General features: G+C 61.3%; 12 protein-coding genes. 8 read left to right on the plus strand and 4 right to left on the minus strand.

Annotated features, from left to right (window positions below; all coding sequences use genetic code 11):
- Nucleotides 1–240: 240 nt before the first annotated feature.
- The 8 genes from elaB (at nt 241) to FCN80_RS16775 (ending at nt 9,230) form a co-directional block, all read left to right on the plus strand.
- Complete coding sequence (gene elaB / locus FCN80_RS16740) at nt 241–561, plus strand: stress response protein ElaB (RefSeq protein ID WP_136991314.1); 321 nt, start codon at nt 241–243, stop codon at nt 559–561.
- A gap of 188 nt (nt 562–749) precedes the next feature.
- Complete coding sequence (gene menF, locus FCN80_RS16745) at nt 750–2,066, plus strand: isochorismate synthase MenF (RefSeq protein ID WP_136991315.1); 1,317 nt, start codon at nt 750–752, stop codon at nt 2,064–2,066.
- 133 nt (nt 2,067–2,199) lie between these two features.
- Nucleotides 2,200–3,894, plus strand: a complete 1,695-nt coding sequence (gene menD / locus FCN80_RS16750; protein WP_136991316.1) for a 2-succinyl-5-enolpyruvyl-6-hydroxy-3-cyclohexene-1-carboxylic-acid synthase — start codon at nt 2,200–2,202, stop codon at nt 3,892–3,894.
- The gene (gene menH / locus FCN80_RS16755) at nt 3,891–4,661 is read left to right on the plus strand and encodes a 2-succinyl-6-hydroxy-2,4-cyclohexadiene-1-carboxylate synthase (protein WP_136991317.1); all 771 of its coding nucleotides are present in this window, start codon (nt 3,891–3,893) and stop codon (nt 4,659–4,661) included. Before menD ends, menH begins: the two co-directional genes overlap by 4 nt.
- A gap of 17 nt (nt 4,662–4,678) precedes the next feature.
- Entirely contained in the window at nt 4,679–5,536 is an 858-nt protein-coding gene (gene menB, locus FCN80_RS16760; protein ID WP_136991318.1) for a 1,4-dihydroxy-2-naphthoyl-CoA synthase, read from the plus strand.
- A complete protein-coding gene (gene menC, locus FCN80_RS16765) occupies nt 5,536–6,546 on the plus strand; it encodes an o-succinylbenzoate synthase (protein WP_136991319.1) in 1,011 nt (336 codons plus the stop codon). Before menB ends, menC begins: the two co-directional genes overlap by 1 nt.
- Before the next feature lie 8 nt (nt 6,547–6,554).
- Nucleotides 6,555–7,940, plus strand: coding sequence for an o-succinylbenzoate--CoA ligase (gene menE, locus FCN80_RS16770; RefSeq protein WP_136991320.1), 1,386 nt, complete (start codon nt 6,555–6,557; stop codon nt 7,938–7,940).
- A 63-nt stretch (nt 7,941–8,003) separates the two neighbouring features.
- A complete protein-coding gene (locus FCN80_RS16775; RefSeq protein WP_230492724.1) occupies nt 8,004–9,230 on the plus strand; it encodes a nicotinamide mononucleotide deamidase-related protein YfaY in 1,227 nt (408 codons plus the stop codon).
- Between the two features lie 89 nt (nt 9,231–9,319).
- Here FCN80_RS16775 and FCN80_RS16780 read toward each other — a convergent pair whose 3' ends face one another.
- The 4 genes from FCN80_RS16780 to nrdA form a co-directional block, all read right to left on the minus strand.
- Entirely contained in the window at nt 9,320–10,807 is a 1,488-nt protein-coding gene (locus FCN80_RS16780) for an MFS transporter (RefSeq protein WP_136991322.1), read from the minus strand.
- A gap of 203 nt (nt 10,808–11,010) precedes the next feature.
- Nucleotides 11,011–11,274 carry a class I ribonucleotide reductase maintenance protein YfaE gene (gene yfaE, locus FCN80_RS16785; RefSeq protein ID WP_136991323.1) on the minus strand — a complete coding sequence of 88 codons (264 nt, stop codon included), beginning with the start codon at nt 11,272–11,274 and terminating at the stop codon, nt 11,011–11,013.
- Nucleotides 11,274–12,404, minus strand: coding sequence for a class Ia ribonucleoside-diphosphate reductase subunit beta (nrdB, locus tag FCN80_RS16790; RefSeq protein ID WP_136991324.1), 1,131 nt, complete (start codon nt 12,402–12,404; stop codon nt 11,274–11,276). The genes yfaE and nrdB overlap by 1 nt, the downstream gene beginning before the upstream one ends.
- 47 nt (nt 12,405–12,451) lie before the next feature.
- Nucleotides 12,452–14,740, minus strand: a complete 2,289-nt coding sequence (nrdA, locus tag FCN80_RS16795) for a class 1a ribonucleoside-diphosphate reductase subunit alpha (protein WP_136991325.1) — start codon at nt 14,738–14,740, stop codon at nt 12,452–12,454.
- Nucleotides 14,741–14,912: the final 172 nt, after the last annotated feature.

Consider the following 14,912-nt stretch of genomic DNA (forward strand, 5'->3'; position numbering starts at 1 on the left):
GAGCACCCGCCGCGGGAACGAAAACCCGGTAGCGGGTTGTTTTTAAGAATGATCCGGCAAGAATGCCGCCTCGGCCAGGGAAAAACTGACTATAGTTATACTCTGGATCATTCGCGTTGCATCGCGACGGCAAGTGCGGGATGCCACCGGCGGGAACCGATAAGAACCGCCGCCGGCGTGGTAACGTGAAGTAAGATAAGTCTATCGAGTCGGTATTTTATCAGAACACGGAGAACAGTCATGGCGACCCCAACAGATCCTATTCAACCGCAAGACACCCATGTCGACGACGACGTGCAGTTGCTGTCCGATACCCTGGAGGAAGTGCTGGCCTATTCCGGCGATAAGGCGGATCAGAAGTACGTGGAGTTAAAGACCCGTGCCGAAGCGGCTCTGGACGAGGTTAAAAAACGCATCAGCCATGCCTCGGATAATTACTATTACCGGGCAAGACAGGCGGTTTACCGTGCCGATGAGTATGTCCAGGAAAACCCCTGGCACGGCGTCGGCATCGGCGCATCAATCGGTCTGGTGGTCGGTTTACTGCTGGCTCGCCGTTAATCCTACGCCGGCTGGCCAGTCAGGCCGGCCGCTTCACTGCTTTCGCCCCATCCCCGAGCCGGCGGCAGCCGGGTTTTTTGTTTAACTGTCTACCGATCTTGCCGGTAGGTGAGTACCGCCGCGATGCAACACCGATTATTTAGGGTATAATCCACATTATTACTCAAGTTATCAATTTACGGGTACTTATGCTGTCGTTACTTCGATCGGCGCTCCAACAGCATATCGCAACGGACATTCCCGCCGCGCCGGGGATTTTCCAGATTATTTTGCCGTGGACGCCTGACGGGCGGATATCGATGTTGGACTGGCTGAATGCCTCGCCGTTATTTCCGCAGTTTTACTGGCAGCATCGCAATGGCGATTTGGAGGCGGGAGCCTGCGGCGGACTGAAGATGTTCAATCGTCCGGCACAGGCGCAGGCCTTCCTGGCCGGCCATGCCGACCGGCCGTCGCTGCGCCTGTGGGGATTGAACGCGTTCGGCAGCGGCGCCGGCGAGCCGGACAGCAGCCTGTTCCTGCCGCGACTGACCTGGCAGCGCGATGTGCGTACCCACCGCCTGATCATCAACCTGGCGAGTGATCACTCCGTGTTGGAGGACGCCCGCCATTTTGCCGCGCAATTGGCGACGTTTGTCGAGGCCGTCCCCATAGAACCCCTTGCGGTGCGGGAAACGGCCGCTTGCCACCAGCCAGAGCGCCGGCAATGGGCAGACATTATCTCTCAGGCGCTGCGCGCGCTGGCCGACGGTCGATTCGCCAAAGTGGTGCTGGCGCGCCGTACCCGCCTGGATCTCAGCGGCCACGTCCGCGCCGGGGCGCTCATGGCCGCCAGCAAACGGGTGAATCGCCATTGCTACCACTATCTGTTGCGCTGGTCGGCGCAACGGGCCTTTCTGGGATCCAGCCCGGAGCGGTTGTACCGGCGGCGGCACAACCGGTTGGATACCGAAGCGCTGGCCGGCACCGCGGCGGTGGGCGAGACGCCGGCCGCCAGGGCGCGGCTGGCCGATTGGCTAATGAATGACGATAAAAACCAGCGTGAAAACCTGTTGGTGGTGGATGATATCTGCCAGCGTCTGCATCCGGCGGCGGTGACGTTGGATGTGGCCCCGCCGGAGGTCATTGGTTTGCGTACCGTGCAGCATCTGCGTCGGTCCATCATGGCCGAGCTTGACTGCCGGGATGATGCGCGCTGTCTGTCCCTGCTACAGCCTACCGCCGCGGTGGCCGGCCTACCCAGGGATGCCGCCCGGCATTTTATCGCCTGGCACGAACCCTTCGAGCGACAATGGTACGCCGGTTCCGCCGGATATTTGTCGCTGGAACAGGCGGAATTCAACGTCTCGCTGCGCTGCGCCCTGCTGGAAAATCAATCGGCCTGGCTTTATGCCGGGGCGGGCATTATCGAGGGTTCCGACGCCGAACAGGAATGGGCGGAAATCGACCACAAAGCCGATGGCATGCGCACCCTGTTCGCCGCGTCCGAAAGTATAAATCAATGAACCCGTGCCGCCATGTTCTATAATAATGCTTTTTCGCCCGGTGGCATCGACGGTGGGACCAACGCCGTCGGTATCGGGTGCCGGCCGCGGTGGTGGAACGGTATCTTCTTTTTATTGACGGATCACAGCGATAATGATTGATGCACGCCAAGATTTTACCGTCCGGTTCAACCGGCGCTGGGCCGGTGTAATAGTGGAAACCCTGACGCGGCATGGGGTCAGGGATATCTGTATCGCGCCGGGCTCCCGCTCCACGCCCCTCACGCTGGCCGCCGCCGCGCAGCCGGCGCTGGCTCGCCATACCCACTTTGATGAGCGTGGCCTGGGGCATCTGGCGCTGGGGCTGGCCAAAGCTACCCGCCGCCCGGTGGCGGTCATCGTGACCTCCGGCACGGCGGCGGCCAACCTGTATCCGGCGCTGATCGAAGCCAGTCTGACCGGCGAGGCCCTGATCCTGCTCACCGCCGATCGGCCGCCGGAGCTGATTGATTGCGGCGCTAACCAGGCTATCCGCCAATCCGGCCTGTTCGCCGGTTTCGCCGGCCAGACGGTGAATCTGCCCCGACCGACGCCGGATATCCCGGCCGAATGGCTGGTATCGACGCTGGATCAGGCGCTGTCCGCGCAAGGTAATGCCACTGTGCATATCAATTGTCCTTTCGCCGAACCCTTTTATGGCCCGGACCCGGCCGAAGAAGACGCCTGGTCGTCGTCCTTGGGCCAATGGTGGCGCGACTACCGACCCTGGTTGCGCAATGATTATCCGAACATCGCCGTCGCCGCCGGCGATTGGCATGACTGGCGCCGGCGCCGGGGGCTGGTCATCGCCGGACGTATGCCCGCCGAGCAAGGGCAGCGTCTGGCGGTCTGGGCCGCTGAGCTGGGCTGGCCGCTCATCGGCGATGTGCTGTCGCAAACCGGTCAGCCGTTGCCCCATGCCGATTTATGGCTGGCCGATCCCGCCGCCAGCGCCTGTCTGCGTCGCGTGGAATGGGTTATTCAGTTCGGCGGCGGACTGACCGGCAAGCGATTATTGCAATGGCAGGCGCAATGCCCGGCGGCGGAATATTGGCTGGTGGACCCCGCGGCGGGCCGGCTGGATCCGGCCAATCACCGTGGCCGCCGTATTCATTCCGCCATAGGCGCCTGGCTGGACGCCCATCCCGCCTGTCCTCAAACCCCTTGGGCCGCCCCGCTGACGGCGTTGTCCCGTCGCGCGGGCGAGCATATTCGGGCGATGCTGGGGGAAGGGCTGGGCGAGGCGCAATTCGCCTACCGCCTGGCCGAGTTGTTGCCCGTCGGCGGCCGGCTCTTTCTGGGCAATAGCCTGACCGTCCGGCTGGTGGACGCGCTGGCGCAACTGCCGGCCGGCTACCCGGTTTATGGCAACCGGGGCGCTAGCGGGATAGACGGACTGCTTTCCACCGCGGCCGGCGTGTTACGCGGCGAAGACCGGCCGCTGCTGGTGGTGGTGGGGGATCTGTCGGCCTTGTATGATCTGAATGCGCTGGCGTTATTCCGAGATAGCGCGTCGCCGGCGGTCATCGTCGTGATAAATAACGACGGCGGACAGATATTCTCTTTGCTGCCCACCCCGGAAACAGTTCGCCAACCCCTGTATGTCATGCCCCAGCGCGTGGAGTTTCGCCACGCCGCGGCTTTGTTTGGTTTGCCATATGCGCGACCGGCGGATTTCGCCGAACTCAAAGCCTGCCTTAACGAGGCATGGCGCCGGACATCCGGCGCCACGCTTATCGAACTCAGCGTTCCCCCCGCCGAAGGCGCCGAACTGTTCCGTCGACTGGTCGCCGGCATGGCGGCGCAATGACCTGGGCCATCCGCGAGCAGCGACCGGGCAAGGCCGGACGTCCCTGGCTGGTGTGGCTGCACGGCCTGCTGGGCGATGGCCGGGATTGGGCGCCGGCGCTGCCGTTTTTCGCCGACTGGCCCCTGGCGGTAGTGGATTTACCCGGCCATGGCGATTCTTTTACCCGCGGCGCGGCGGATTTCGCCGAGGTATCCCGCGGTTTGTCGCATACCCTGGCCGCGGCCGGCATCAAGACATATATCCTGATAGGCTACTCCCTGGGCGGGCGAATCGCGTTATACCATGCTTGTCTTGCCCGTCCGCCCGGCCTGCGGGCGGTTTTCGCGGAAGGGGCCCATCCTGGCCTGCCGCGCCATGGGGAACGGGCGGAGCGGTTACGGCACGATCGGGCCTGGGCGCGGCGTTTTGCGCAAGAACCTCTGGCCAGGGTGCTGGCGGACTGGTATCGGCAGCCGGTGTTCGCCGAACTGTCCGCCGATAAACGCCAGGCGTTGGTCGAATTGCGTCGCCACAATCGCGGCGATGCCGTCGCCGCCATGCTCATGGCTACCTCGCTGGGGCGCCAGCCCGATTTGCTGCCGCTGTTGCCAAGCCTGCCCATTCCCTTTGGCTATCTCTGCGGGGAATACGATGACAAATTCTCCGCGCTGGCGCGGCGTTGCGCGCTGCCGTTCCTGACGGTGCGCGGCGCGGGGCATAACAGCCACCGCGCCAATCCGTCGGCTTTCGCCGACCGACTTCTCACCTTGCTTGCCCCCTTGGCTTAATAAGGAAAGAAAGAGTTATGCTGACACGCAACGATGAATACTGGTATGCCCCGGTCGACTGGCATGATTGCAGCGGGGATTTCACGGATATCCTTTATCATAAATCCGGCGACGGCATCGCCAAAATCACCATCAACCGCCCCCGGGTGCGCAATGCTTTCCGTCCGCAGACCGTTAAGGAGATGATTGAGGCGTTGGCCGACGCCCGTTATGACGAGGGTATCGGCGTGATCATCCTGACCGGCGCCGGTGACCTGGCTTTCTGTTCGGGCGGCGATCAGAAAGTGCGCGGCGATTATGGCGGATACCGCGATGACAGCGGCGTACATCATCTTAATGTGTTGGATTTTCAACGGCAGATCCGCACCTGTCCAAAACCGGTGGTGGCGATGGTGGCGGGTTATGCCATCGGCGGCGGCCATGTTTTGCACATGATGTGCGATCTGACCCTGGCGGCGGAAAATGCCGTTTTCGGCCAAACCGGTCCCCGGGTGGGCTCCTTTGACGGCGGCTGGGGCGCCTCATACATGGCGCGAATCGTCGGCCAGAAAAAAGCCCGCGAAATCTGGTTTCTCTGTCGGCAATACGATGCCCGGCAGGCACTGGAAATGGGCTTGGTGAACCATGTGGTGCCGCTGGCGGATTTGGAAAAGGAAACGGTGCGCTGGTGTCGGGAAATGCTGCAAAACAGCCCAATGGCGTTACGTTGCCTGAAAGCCGCCCTAAACGCGGATTGCGATGGCCAGGCGGGATTGCAGGAACTGGCCGGCAATGCCACCATGCTGTTCTATATGACCGATGAAGGCCAGGAAGGGCGCAATGCCTTTGTGGGAAAACGCCAGCCCGATTTCAGCAAATTCAAACGGAACCCGTAATGCGCCAGGCGTCCCTGTTCCGCTACAGCCTGCCGCTGGACGCCGGCGCCGTATTGCGGCGGGGACGGCCGACACGGCGTGAAGGTCTGGTGGTCCGGCTGGCGCAAGGCGGCCGGATCGGCGAAGGAGAAATCGCCCCTCTGCCCGGCTTTAGCCAGGAGAGCCTCCAACAGGCCGCCGACGCCGCGCGTCGATGGCTGGCGATTTGGGCGGCGGAACAACCTGACCGGCTAAACGGCGCAAACCCGGCGCGGGAAACCGATCTGGACGGTATACCGCCTTCGGCGGCTTTCGGCATCAGTTGCGCATTGGCGGAATTAGCCGGCCGTCTGCCGGCCCGGGCCGATTTTCAATCGGTACCCCTGTGCCGTGGCGAGCCGGAACAGTGGATGGCGCAATTGGCCGGGCGGCCGGGGCCGAGCATCGCCAAGATCAAAGTGGCGCTGGGCGAACCGCCGGCTGAGGCCGGAAATATCAACAGGCTGCTGGCGGCATTGCCCGACTGGCGTTTGCGGCTGGACGCCAACCGGAGCTGGACACTCGCCGAAGCCGCCGCTTTCGCCGCCGGGCTGGATCGCGCCGTTGCCGACCGCATTGATTTTATCGAGGAGCCCTGCGCCGATCCCAAGGCATCCCTGGCTTTCGCGCGTCGCGCAAACCTGCCCATCGCCTGGGATGAAAGCGTGCGTGATCCGGGCTTTCGCCCAACGGCGCAACCCGGCGTGGCGGCGGTAATCGTCAAACCGACCCTGATAGGCGGCCTGGAACGCTGCGCCAATCTTATTTGCGCGGTCCGGCAAGCGGGATTGACCGCCGTCGTCAGCTCATCGGTGGAATCAAGCCTGGGGCTGACCCAGTTGGCTCGCCTGGCCGCCTGGCTGACGCCCGGCGTGCCGCCGGGACTGGATACGCTGGCGCTGATGGGCGCGCAACTGTTGCGCCGCTGGCCCGGCAGCGCCTTACCATTGCAGGCGCCTTCCGCCCTGCAACGTGAATCCTTAAGAGTATAAAACAGCCCATGACGTGTTTTGATGATTGGCCCTGGCGACACTGGGCGCATGTCGCCCCGGATCGTATTGCTTTGCGTACCGCGGCCGCCGACTGGTCCTGGCGGCAATTGGCCGCGCATGTCGACCGTCTGGCCGCGCAATGGCGGGCGTCCGGCGTCGTGGAAGGCGCCGGCGTCGCGTTGCGCGGCAAAAACCGGCTGGAGCTGGTGCTGGCCTATCTGGCCGCCTTGCAATGCGGCGCCCGGGTGGCGCCGCTTAGCCCGCAATGGCCGGCAGAGTTGCTGGCGCGTCGATTGCCCGGTCTGAACATGGATTTCGGCTGGTGCGCTAATGGCGAATCCTGGCCGACCGGCGTCCGGCCGTTGTCGATGGGCGTATCCGCCCCCCTTTCCGGCTACGGCACGTTGGTACCCTGGCGGGCCGACCGGCTGGCGACCCTAACCTTGACGTCCGGCTCTACCGGCCTGCCCAAAGCGGCGGCGCATACGTTCGCCGCCCATCTCGCCAGCGCGGCGGCGATAGTGGCATTAATGGGGTTCGGGCAACAGCACGGCTGGCTATTGTCTTTGCCGTTATCCCATGTTTCCGGCCAGGGCATCGTCTGGCGCTGGCTGACGGCGGGGGCCGCGCTGGTGCTCGCCGACGATCGTCCCCTGGCTCAGGCCCTGGCGGGCTGTACCCATGCGTCTTTGGTCCCGACCCAATTGTGGCGGTTATTGGCGGGCGACACCGCCGGTTTTCGTTTGCGCGATGTGCTGCTGGGGGGCGCCATGATCCCCACGGATCTCACGCAACAGGCCGAAGCGCGGGGAGTGCGCTGCTGGTGCGGCTACGGGATGACCGAGTTCGCCTCGACGGTTTGCGCCAAACGCGCCGATGCGTCCCCTGGCGTGGGAACCCTGCTGCCCGGCCGGGAATGGCGACTGGTGGAGGGCGAAGTCTGGTTGCGGGGCAACAGTATGGCGGTGGGTTATTGGCAGGACGGCGGAATATTGCCGCTCGCCGATAGGGACGGCTGGTTTCATACCCGCGACCGGGGGCGGATTCGCGATGGCGAGCTCTACATCGCCGGCCGGCTGGATAACCTGTTTACTTGCGGCGGCGAAAGTGTCCAGCCGGAGGATATCGAACGGATACTGGCGGCCCATCCCGCCGTCCGCCAGGCATTTGTGGTGCCGGTGCCCGATGCGGAGTTCGGCCATCGGCCGGTGGCGGTGCTGGACGCGGACATCCCCTTCGAGGGGCTCGGCCAGTGGCTGAACCCCCAACTGGCGCCCTGGCAACGGCCTATCGCCTATTACCGGCTGCCGGATTCTTTTGGCGGCGGCGGGATCAAAATTCCCCGTGGCCGGCTGGCGGCCTGGGTCGCCGCGCAATTCTCGATAAAACCGTAAAGAAAGGTTGTGTTTATCGATACGGCTTTCTAAAGTGACGGTAAAGGGTGTTCAGAGGAGAGGATGATGCTTAGGGTTGAAATGCTGTGCACCGGCGATGAAGTGTTGCATGGACAGATTGTCGATACCAATGCGGCCTGGCTGGCGGATTACTTCTTCGAACAGGGGTTGCCGATGAGCGCGCGAATGACCGTGGGCGACAACCTGTCCGCATTGGTGGCGGCGATGACCGAGCGTAGCCTGCGGGCGGATATCCTGATTGTCAATGGCGGCCTCGGGCCGACCAGCGATGACCTGAGCGCCTTGGCAGCCGCTACGGCCGCAGGGGAAGAACTGGTGGAACATGCCGGCTGGCTGGCGAAAATGGAAGCGTTTTTCGCTGAGCGGGGCCGGGTGATGGCGCCCAGCAATCGCAAGCAGGCGATGATTCCCGCCAATGCCGAGATGATCGACAATCCGGTGGGCACCGCCTGCGGATTCGCCTTGCAGCTCAACCGTTGCCTGCTGTTTTTCACCCCCGGCGTGCCCTCAGAATTCAAAGTGATGGTGACCGAGCAAATCATGCCGCGCTTGCGCGAGCGCTTTGATTTGCCCGATCCGCCCATTTGCCTGCGTCTGACCACCTTCGGCCGGGCGGAGAGCGAGCTGGCCAGCCAGCTTGACCCAATGACGCTGCCGGAAGAAGTGGTGCTGGGATACCGTTCTTCCATGCCGATCATCGAATTGAAATTAACCGGTCCCGCCCACGAACGGGACGCGATGGAACTGGCCTGGCAGCAGGTCAGGGCGGTGGCGGGCGAAAGCGCGATATACGAAGGCACCGAGGATTTGCCCGCCCAACTGGCCAAACGTTTGCGGCAACGGGGGTTGACCCTGGCCCTCGGGGAACATTTCACCGCTGGCCTACTGACCTGGCAATGCCAAAGCGCCGGTATGCCGGTGGCCGGCGGGGAGTGGATGGCCCCTGCCGACGCCGATGTGGCGTCGGCCTCCGACGGCGCCGCGCTGCATCATCTGGCGCGGGAAGCGCGGGCCCTGGCCGAACGCCACGGCGCTCCGCTGGCGCTGGCGGTGGGCGGTCTGGATCAAAGCCGCTTGAGTCTGGCGCTGCATACGCCGGAGCGCACTTTCGCCCAGACGGTGAATTTCGCCGTCAACATTCAGCGGCACAGCCTGAAAATCCGCCAGGAAATGGTCTCGCTGCTGGCGCTGAATATGCTGCGCCGCTGGCTGAACGGCTGGCCGGTCTACACCGAGCACGGCTGGATAAAAACCGCCGACACCCTGTAATCGCTCCCTGATATTCCGTGCTTCCCCCGCCGGCGGGCAATCTTTGCGGGCCGGGTCCGCGGCTTGTTCATCTCGCCCGGCGGGAAGCGTTAGCGCGGTGGCGCCGTTTCGAAATCCTCGGCGTCCACATCATAACCCGACGGCTCCCAGCGAACGCTTACCAGCGCCAGCAAGCCCGCCAGCGGGGCAAGGGCAATCACCCAGAACACGCCGGTATTCAGCCAGGCCACCAGAACCGGAAACAAAAACAGCGACAACGTGGAACTGGCGCGCATCAGCGTTTGATTGAATCCCACCCCGACGCCGCGCAATGACGTCGGATAACTGAGCGACGCAAACGTCATACTGTGCGAACCGGGACCGAAACCCTGTCCAAACAAAAAGAGCGCCAGCATGGCCAGCGCCAGCGCCGCCTGCGCGCCGTCGTGCGGCCGGCCGACCAGCGCCAGTCCCACCAGCGCCGCCAATTGGCAAACATACCCCAACACGGTCATAGGCCAGGCGCCGAACCGCGATACCCACCGCACGGCAATCAGACCGCCGACAAACGCGAACAGTAAATTGAGCGCCAGCGACGCCAGAATCGTTGTTAGCATCGATTGCGCCAGAAAACTGCTGATAATCACCGGTAAGCCGAACGCCACGGCGTTATAGGCAAAAGAAGACGCAACCGCGATAACCGTGGCCAGCAGGGTGCGGCGCAAATAGACCCCTTGCAGCAACCGAAGATAATTACTCAAGCGGACCCGGGCCGCCTTTGGCGGGCGCTGTTGCTCGGAACGGGGCGCGGCATGGGCGTTGATACCGTATGAGCGGCGCAAAATGGCCGCCGCGCCGGCCAAATCCCCTTGATTGGCCGCCCAAATCGGCGACTCGCTGATATAGCGGCTGCGAATGGCGATGATCGCCAGCGCAGGCACCGCGCCGAAACCCAGAATCACCCGCCACAGCCAGTGGGTCTGCTCGGCGGGCAGCACCCCGTAGAGCAGCAGCACCAGCAAATAGGACACGCTGATTGCGGCATACCAGGTTGGACACCACATGGCGATACTGGCGGCTTTGTTGCCGCGGCCCCTTAACCGGGAAAACTCCGCCAAAAAAGCCATGGCCACCGGCAGATCGATTCCCACCCCCAGCCCCATGACAAAACGCGCGCCGCCCAGAACCCAGGCATTGGGGGCCAGCGCGCAGGCCAGGGCCGCCACCACAAAGAAAAACATATCGGCCATAAACACCCGGTACCGGCCGATTTTATCGGTCAGATATCCACCGATAAACGCGCCGATGACCGCGCCGAACGTAATGGCCGAGGCCACCATGCCGGTACCCGACGGCGTCAGGTTGAACTCCCGGGCGATGTCTTTGATACCGAACGCCAGCGCGCCCAAATCATAGGCATCGAGAAACACGCCGCCCAAGGCGATGGCGATAATGATATTGGCGTGACTGCGCTTGCTGGTGCTGGTGTTAACCCATCGCGAAACATCGGCGGCACTGCGGATCGTGACGGCTTTGTTCTCGACGGGAACCGCGTCATCAAGGGTGGCGACATGCGCCATTGTGCTGGATTCTGACATAATGGAGTGTTATTCGGTGAACGGCGTTAAAGGTGTGTGACAAGTCTGAAAAGCATACCGGGCGGGCCGACGGACACAAATACCGAATCGCTATAAGTTATTCTTCAAATTATGAGTGCGTTATCTCAGCGACGCGCGTGGGTCGGCGTGCTGAGATTTGCGCGGGCAGCCGGCCTCACCGCGAACAGCGACGGGCGCGGCGCTCAAACATCCAGTTCGATATCGCCGGCGGGCAGACAGCAGCAAGGCAGGATATCGCCGGGTCGCAGACAGGCCAGGGGAGGCTGCGAGTAACGGACCTCGCCGCGCACAAGCCGCAAGCGGCAAGACCCGCAATAGCCGGATCGGCACTGGAATTCCACCGGAATACGGTTCGCTTCCAGTACGTCCAGCAGCGAACGGTGCCCGGCCTCGCAGGACAACTGCGTCCCGAGCAGACGCAGCATGACCTTGGGCGTCTCGTTCATCAGAATTCGAAATCGCTTAAATCGTCGGTATTCACTTCGGCATCGATCTGGCCGACCAGGTAAGAACTGACCTCGACTTCCTGCGGCGCCACCTGCACATTGTCCGAGACCAGCCAGGTATTGATCCAGGGAATCGGATTGGATCGGGTGGTAAACGGCAGATCCAGGCCCACCGCCTGCATGCGGATATTGGTGATGTAATCCACATATTGGCAAAGAATGTCCTTATTTAGCCCAATCATGGAACCATCGCGGAACAGATAATCGGCCCATTCCTTTTCCTGCCGGGCGGCCAACACGAATAAATCGTAGCATTGCTGCTCGCACTCCTTGGCAATCTCGGCCATTTCCGGGTCATCATCGCCAGAACGCATCAAATTCAGCATATGCTGGGTCCCGGTAAGATGCAGCGCTTCATCGCGGGCGATAAGACGGATAATCTTGGCATTGCCCTCCATCAGTTCCCGTTCGGCGAACGCGAAGGAACAGGCGAAACTGACATAAAAGCGAATGGCCTCCAGGGCATTGACGCTCATCAGGCACAGATAGAGTTTCTTCTTCAACTCGCGCAACGAGATCACCACCTCTTTGCCGTCGATGTGGTGGGTGCCGACGCCCAGCAGGTGGTACCAGTTGGTCATTTCGATCAATTGGTCGTAATAGGCCGAAATATCCTTGGCGCGCTTGAGAATTTCCTCATTGGTGACGATATCATCGAACACCAGCGCCGGATCGTTGACGATATTGCGGATAATGTGCGTATAAGAGCGGGAGTGGATGGTTTCCGAAAATGCCCAGGTTTCCACCCAGGTTTCCAATTCCGGAATGGAAATCAGCGGCAGCAGGGCGATATTGGGGCTGCGGCCCTGAATGGAATCCAGTAGTGTCTGGTATTTCAGGTTACTGAGGAAAATATGCTTTTCGTGCTCGGGCAATCCCTGGAAATCGATACGATCCCGCGAGACATCCACCTCCTCCGGTCTCCAGAAGAAAGACAATTGTTTTTCGATCAGTTTTTCGAAAATGTCGTATTTTTGCTGATCGTAACGCGCCACGTTGACCGATTGTCCGAAAAACATCGGTTCTTTCAATTGATCGTTTTTTTGTTGTGAAAATGTCGTGTAGGCCATGGTCCCTCCCGTTACCCACGGACGGCGCGCGCCGTCCGCGACCGTCGTTAAATCTTGCAGGCGCCGCTTTCGCAGTCGTCGGCCTCGGCGGCGACCGCCTGCAAATCTTCCTGGGCGTCTTCCGCGCCGTCACGGGTATTTTGATAATACAGCGTTTTCAGACCGTATTTATAGGCGGCCAGCAAATCCTTCAGCAATTGCTTCATCGGCACCTTGCCAGCGGGGAAACGCGCCGGATCATAATTGGTATTGGCCGAAATGGCCTGATCGACGAACTTCTGCATCAACCCCACCAGTTGCAGGTAGCCATCGTTGTTCGGCAATTCCCATAGCAGCTCGTAGGCGCCGTTCAGACGATTGGATTCCGGCACCACCTGACGCAAAATGCCGTCTTTGGATGCCTTGATGCTGACATAGCCGCGGGGCGGCTCGATACCGTTGGTGGCGTTGGAGATTTGCGAGGAGGTCTCGGACGGCATTAACGCCGACAAGGTGGAATTGCGCAGGCCGTGGCGGCGAATATCGTCGCGCAGGGTTTCCCAGTCGTAATGCAGCGGCTCGTCGCAGATGCCGTCCAGATCTTTCTTGTAGCTGTCGATGGGCAACACGCCCTGGGAATAAGCGGTCTGATCGAACCAGGGGCAGGCGCCGCGCTCTTTGGCCAGCGCATTGGACGCCTTCAGCAGATAATACTGAATGGCCTCGAATGTGCGATGGGTCAGATTGTTGGCGCTGCCGTCGGAATAACGCACGCCGTTTTTCGCCAGATAATAGGCGTAGTTGATAACGCCGATGCCCAAGGTCCGGCGCCCCATGGCGCCGCGCCGGGCGGCCGGAATAGGGTAATCCTGGTAATCGAGCAGCGCATCCAGGGCGCGCACCGCCAGGGTCGCCAGCTCACGCAGGTCGTCAAGACTGTCCAGGGCGCCCAGGTTGAACGCCGAGAGGGTACACAGGGCGATTTCGCCGTCCTGATCATTGACGTCTTCCAGCGGCCGGGTGGGCAACGCCACCTCCAGGCACAGGTTGGACTGGCGGATCGGCGCCACCGCGGGAATAAACGGGCTATGGGTATTGCAATGGTCCACGTTCTGAATATAGATACGACCGGTGGAGGCGCGTTCCTGCATCATCAGCGAAAACAGTTCCACCGCCTTGACCCGCTTTTTGCGCAACGTCTCGTCTTGCTCATAATGCGTATAAAGACGTTCAAATTCATCCTGATCGGCGAAAAACGCGTCGTACAGGCCCGGTACATCCGACGGGCTGAACAAGGTGATATCTTCCCCCTTGACCAGACGCTGGTACATCAGTTTGTTAAGCTGAACGCCGTAATCCATGTGGCGCACCCGGTTGCCTTCCACGCCGCGGTTGTTTTTCAGCACCAGCAGGCTTTCCACCTCCAGATGCCACAGCGGGTAGAACAGGGTGGCGGCTCCGCCGCGCACGCCGCCCTGCGAGCAGGATTTCACCGCGGTCTGGAAGTGTTTGTAGAAAGGAATGCAACCGGTATGAAAGGCTTCGCCGCCGCGGATCGGACTGCCCAGCGCCCGGATGCGCCCGGCGTTGATGCCGATGCCCGCGCGTTGCGAGACATACTTGACGATGGCGCTGGAGGTGGCGTTAATGGAATCAAGGCTGTCGCCGCACTCGATCAGCACGCAGGAACTGAACTGGCGGGTGGGCGTGCGCACGCCGGACATAATCGGGGTCGGCAGCGAAATTTTAAACGTGGACACCGCATCATAAAAGCGGCGGACATAATCCAGCCGGGTCTCGCTGGGATAGCCGGAAAACAGGCAGGCCGCCACCAGCATATACAGGAACTGGGCGCTTTCGTAAATTTCGCCGGTGACCCGGTTTTGCACCAGGTATTTGCCTTCCAGCTGCTTGACCGCGGCGTAGGAGAAATTCATATCGCGCCAGTGATCGATAAAACCGTCCATCGCCGCGAACTCCTCGGCGCTGTAATCCTCCAGCAGATGACGGTCGTATTTGCCCATCTTCACCAGACGGGTGACATGATCATAAAGCTTCGGCGGCTCGAACTGGCCATAGGCTTTCTTGCGCAAATGGAAAATCGCCAGGCGCGCGGCCAGATACTGATAATCCGGCGCATCGCGGGAAATCAGATCCGCCGCCGCCTTGATAATGGTTTCATGGATGTCGGCGGTTTTAATGCCTTCGTAAAATTGGATATGGGAACGGAGTTCCACCTGGGAAACCGAAACGTTCTCCAACCCTTCCGCCGCCCAGTCGATGACGCGATGAATTTTGTCGAGGTTGATTTTTTCTTTACGGCCGTCACGTTTAGTAACAAGCAGACTCTGGTTCATGGGGCTTGGCACCTGTCCTGAGTGATCCCGAACCGTTCGTGCGCGGGCACAAACGGCTATAGTGTGTCGATTGGGGTTAAACCACTATATATGGGGTTTTTATGTTAATTTGATAACAAGATAGTGATTAATAGTCGTTAATGCAAGGGACGAAAACGGGGCGATGTGTGGA

It is taken from the genome of Martelella alba (assembly GCF_005217455.1).
Taxonomy (GTDB): Bacteria; Pseudomonadota; Gammaproteobacteria; order Enterobacterales; family Enterobacteriaceae; genus Acerihabitans.